Source organism: Devosia sp. (assembly GCF_017307565.1).
Lineage (GTDB): Bacteria > Pseudomonadota > Alphaproteobacteria > Rhizobiales > Devosiaceae > Devosia.
Genome location: NZ_JAFKHD010000082.1, coordinates 1 through 4147, shown reverse-complemented (window position 1 = coordinate 4147; position 4147 = coordinate 1). Strand labels below are relative to the sequence as shown.

Genomic DNA, 4147 nt, shown 5'->3' with positions numbered 1-4147 from the left:
GACGATGAGCGAGGCCATATTGTCCTCGACCACACCGGTCACGAAAATGATGCGCTCGCGCAGCAGGCGCGAATAGATGTCGAAGGCGCGTTCGCCACGGTTCGACTGCTCGACCACCATGGGAACGAGCGTGTTCATGTAAAGATCGTGCGGATCCCGCATATTTTGCCCCTTGGCCTCCGTCGACGTCGCGAGCAGACGGCAGGCTTGGCTGGTTGATCCGGCCCCTGCCCCGAACGCGCACATGGCTGGGCAGAAAGACGCGGTGAAATCGAATCGGCGCGACCGGCCGATTGCAGCTATGCCGCCTTAACGGGCGGTAAAGGGACAAATAGGCGGCAATGGGGCCGGCTTCAATAGAGCGTTCGGCACGCAGTGACACTAAGGTGAACGTGGCGTTTGGCATGATCGAAAAGTTCTGTGTCTAAACTTTTGCTGCGCCATTGATTTTGTTCTCTCTTTGTTCCATTTTGTCGCCGATCTACATGGGAGGACAATATGGATCATCCGGTTCTGGAGCTTGAACGCGCGGCCATGGCACGCTGGTGCAGGGGCGAGACGCAGGGATTTATCGACCTGCTTGATGACGACCTCGTCTATTTCGACCCGACGACAAAAAGTCGGCTCAACAAGGCGGCCTTGGTGGCGATGTATGCGGAGATCGAGGGGACGATCTTTGCCGACCGCCACGAATTCATCGAGCCACTTGTGCAAGAGGTCGGCGACGCGGCCGTGCTGACCTTCCGGTTTGTCTCATGGGACAAGGATGGGAATGCACTGCGCTGGAATTGTACCGAAGTGTTCCGCCGCCGCGACAGCGTGTGGCGCATTATCCAGACCCATTGGTCAATCACCGAGGCGGGCATACCGGACCCGGCGCCTTATGCGCCCTAGGGAGCAGGCGGCGGGGCTTTCGTCCCGCCGCGAAAGCCTTATTCGGCGCCGCCGGCGAAGGAGACGGCGATACCCTTCTTCTTGAAGTAGGCCTGCATGAGCTTGCGGCCCTGGCGGTTGGGCTGGGCCAGCTTGGCGGTTTCGAAGACCGCTTCCTTGGCGCCTTCCTTGGCCATGGCGGCCTTGAGCGCTGCGATGTGCAGGTCGATGTCTTCGTTGTTGTTCTTGATCGAAGCGTAGATGGCGTCGATGGCCTGGGAAACGGTGATATCGCTCACGTGCGGATTTCCTTCGTCGCGTTTGGCGCTCTCAAGACATCATTGCGGGTCGTTTGCCAAGGGTTTTCACCCCAATCTCGCTGTCGTCCCTGCGGAAACGCCCCAGCCGAAGCAGGCCTAAAAACAAGAAGCCGAACTTCCCAACCTGCGGAAGCCCTCACGCCGGCTTGAATTCGGGACGGCCCTCGCCGGTCTCGCTATGCCGGTCATTTTCGTGCAGCGGCCTGATCTGGATGCGGCAATGGGCGGCGATGGGATCGTCGGCGAAAAGCGCCTTGGCTTCAGCCATGTCGGCGGCCTGGACAAGAACTACGCCGCCAATGACCTCCTTGGCTTCTGCATAGGGGCCGTCGGTTTCGCTGATGCGCACGGGGCGGCGGCGGTCGATCACCTGCTCGGTCGAAACGTCAGCCAGGGGCGAAGCGATGAGCAGGTGGCCACTGGCGCGGAGTTTGTGGTCATGCTCGATGGTTGCGTCGTCGAGGCGACGCGTTTCTTCGGGTGTGAGGCCAGCGAAGGCGTCGGGGGCAAAATGGAAAAGACAGAGGAATTTCATGTTCGGTCTCCGTTGTTGGACAGCGAAGCGACGAGTGCCCAATCACTGGCTCGACTAATTTTTTGAGCTTTTTTCGCGACCGGCGCCACAGGCATTTGCAGAGCGCGTAGCACCGCCTAAGGTGGGGCAAAGCAAGCCCTACGGACGACCATGGCCGCCATTATTCAAGTCAAGCCGATTACTGACGTTTCCGACGAACGCCGCTCCAGCGCGGCCCCGCGCGACCCCGAGTTTTTCCAGAACCCTTATGCCTTTTATGCCGAGCGGCATGCGAGCAATCCGGCCTTTTTCTGGGAGGAATATGGCCATTGGTGCTTTGCGGGGTTCAAGGATGTGTCGGCACTGCTCCGCGACAAACGCTTTGGACGTGAAATTCTGCATGTGGCGACGCGCGAGGAAATCGGCCTGCCCGAGCCCAAGCCGCACGTGGCCGATTTTGACCTGACCGAAAAGCACTCGCTGCTGAACCTGGAGCCGCCCGGCCACACGCGGCTGCGTATGCTGGTCAACCGCGCCTTCGTATCGCGGCAGGTGGAGCAATTGCGGCCGCGCATCCGGCAGCTTGCCAACGAGATCATTGACGGTTTTGAAGGCGAGGAGAGCGTTGACCTGATCAAGGCCTTTGCGGCTCCCCTGCCCGCCATCATCATTGCCGAAATGATCGGGCTGCCAGCCGAGTCTGCGCCGCAACTGCTCAACTGGTCCAACCGCATGGTGACCATGTACATGTTCGGGGTGAGTTACGAGACCGAACTCGATGCCAACAAGGCATCGGCGGATTTCATGGCCTACCTGCGCGAGATCATTGCCGAACGCCGGAAAGCGCCACGCGAGGATCTGCTGTCCCACATGCTGACCACCGAACAGGGCGGCGAAAAGCTGACTGACGACGAGGTCATGTCCACCGCTATTCTGCTGCTCAATGCCGGGCACGAGGCAACGGTGCACACCACCGGCAACGGCGTAAAATCCATTCTCGAAAGCGGACTTGATCCCAGAACGTTGTTTGCGACGCCCGAGCAGACAGAAGCGACCGTGGAAGAGTGTCTTCGCTTCGACGCACCGCTGCACCTCTTCACGCGCTATGCGCTGATGGACATGGAGGTGGAAGGCATCCGGCTGCGCAAGGGCGACGTCATTGGGCTCATGCTGGGTGCGGCCAATCGCGATCCCCAACGGTTTGCCAATCCCGGCCGGTTCGATCCCTTCCGCACCGATGGTGCGAATGTCAGCTTTGGGGCCGGCATCCACTTCTGCATCGGCGCGCCGCTGGCGCGCATTGAATTGCAGGAGGCCATGTCGGTGCTGTTCAAGCGCCTGCCAAAGCTGCGCCTCGCGGAGCAGCCCCGCTATGCCGACGTGTTCCACTTCCATGGCCTCGAAAGGCTCATGGTGCGCTGGGATTGACGCTAGAGCGTTGCGAGGACACCCGGCAGGAGCGGCGGAATGTCCTCGCTCATCATGCCTGGGCCGCCGAAACGATTGGCGGCCTCGGCGTGCAGCCAGGCCCCCGCGCAGGCGGCTTCAAAGCCGGCCATGCCCTGGGATAGCAGACCGCCAATAATACCGGCGAGAACGTCGCCGGAACCGGCCGTGCCCAGCCAGCTTGGCGCGTTGGCATTCACGGCTGCGCGGCCATCGGGGGCGGCAATCACGGTGTCGCTGCCCTTGAGCAGGATGATGGCGCCGGAATGCTGGGCAGCCGCACGGGCCCGTTCGAGCTTGCCACCCGGCACATTGCCGAAGAGCCGCTGAAACTCGCCCTCATGCGGGGTGAGAATAACCGGACGATCGCCGTTCGCCTTGATGGCGGCAAAGAGGGCTTCGCTTTCGGCGGCAAAGCTGGTGATGGCATCGGCGTCGAGAACCGTTGCGGCGCCGGAAGCAAGAGTTGCGAGGACCTTTTCACGGGTCGCGGTGCCGACGCCGGCGGCCGGGCCGATGACGACGGCGTTCATGCGCTTGTCTTCAAGCAGCTTCGCCAGCTCGGCCGCGTCTTGCGCAGGCTTGAGCATGATTGCGGTGACGTGGCCCGCATGAACCCGTAGCGCCGCGGCTTCTCCTGCAAGGGAGACCACCCCTGCCCCAACCCGGAATGCACCATGCGCCGCAAGGCGCGCACCGCCGGTTTCAAACTCGCCGCCGGAGACGACGATGACGTGGCCGCGGTCGTATTTGTGACCGTCGGCCATGGCGAGCGGCAGGGTCCAGAGCTCGCGCGTGTTCTGCCAGGTGGTCGGATTGATGCGCTCGAGGACGGAATCGGGAATGCCGATCTCGGCCAACACGACCTCGCCGCAGTGCTGGCGGCCCGGCAGCAGCACATGGCCCGGCTTCAGGCGGAAAAAGGTCACCGTCATGTCGGCGATCATGGCGATGCCGCGGACGGCGCCAGTGGCGCCATCGATGCCGGTCGGCA

The 4147-nt window shown here is 62.0% G+C and carries 6 protein-coding genes; 2 read left to right on the top strand and 4 right to left on the bottom strand.

Annotation, left to right across the window (positions count from 1 at the left end; translation table 11 throughout):
* Nucleotides 1-162: ATP-dependent Clp protease proteolytic subunit (locus J0I64_RS02630; RefSeq protein ID WP_291406072.1), on the bottom strand; the 162-nt coding region annotated here is incomplete at its 3' end.
* Between the two features lie 336 nt (nucleotides 163-498).
* Between J0I64_RS02630 and J0I64_RS02625 the strand changes: the two genes are divergently transcribed.
* Nucleotides 499-894, top strand: a complete 396-nt coding sequence (locus J0I64_RS02625) for a nuclear transport factor 2 family protein (RefSeq protein ID WP_291406071.1) — start codon at nucleotides 499-501, stop codon at nucleotides 892-894.
* A 38-nt stretch (nucleotides 895-932) separates the two neighbouring features.
* Here J0I64_RS02625 and J0I64_RS02620 read toward each other — a convergent pair whose 3' ends face one another.
* Nucleotides 933-1172 (bottom strand): hypothetical protein, encoded by a 240-nt coding sequence (locus J0I64_RS02620; RefSeq protein ID WP_291406070.1) that lies wholly within the window; start codon nucleotides 1170-1172, stop codon nucleotides 933-935.
* 157 nt (nucleotides 1173-1329) lie between these two features.
* Nucleotides 1330-1728 carry a YciI family protein gene (locus tag J0I64_RS02615; protein WP_291406069.1) on the bottom strand — a complete coding sequence of 133 codons (399 nt, stop codon included), beginning with the start codon at nucleotides 1726-1728 and terminating at the stop codon, nucleotides 1330-1332.
* 150 nt (nucleotides 1729-1878) lie between these two features.
* Between J0I64_RS02615 and J0I64_RS02610 the strand changes: the two genes are divergently transcribed.
* Complete coding sequence (locus tag J0I64_RS02610; protein WP_291406068.1) at nucleotides 1879-3135, top strand: cytochrome P450; 1257 nt, start codon at nucleotides 1879-1881, stop codon at nucleotides 3133-3135.
* Between the two features lie 2 nt (nucleotides 3136-3137).
* Here the strand turns inward: J0I64_RS02610 and J0I64_RS02605 are convergent.
* Nucleotides 3138-4147 (bottom strand): NAD(P)H-hydrate dehydratase (locus tag J0I64_RS02605; protein ID WP_291406067.1); only part of this gene is annotated, 1010 nt, incomplete at its 5' end.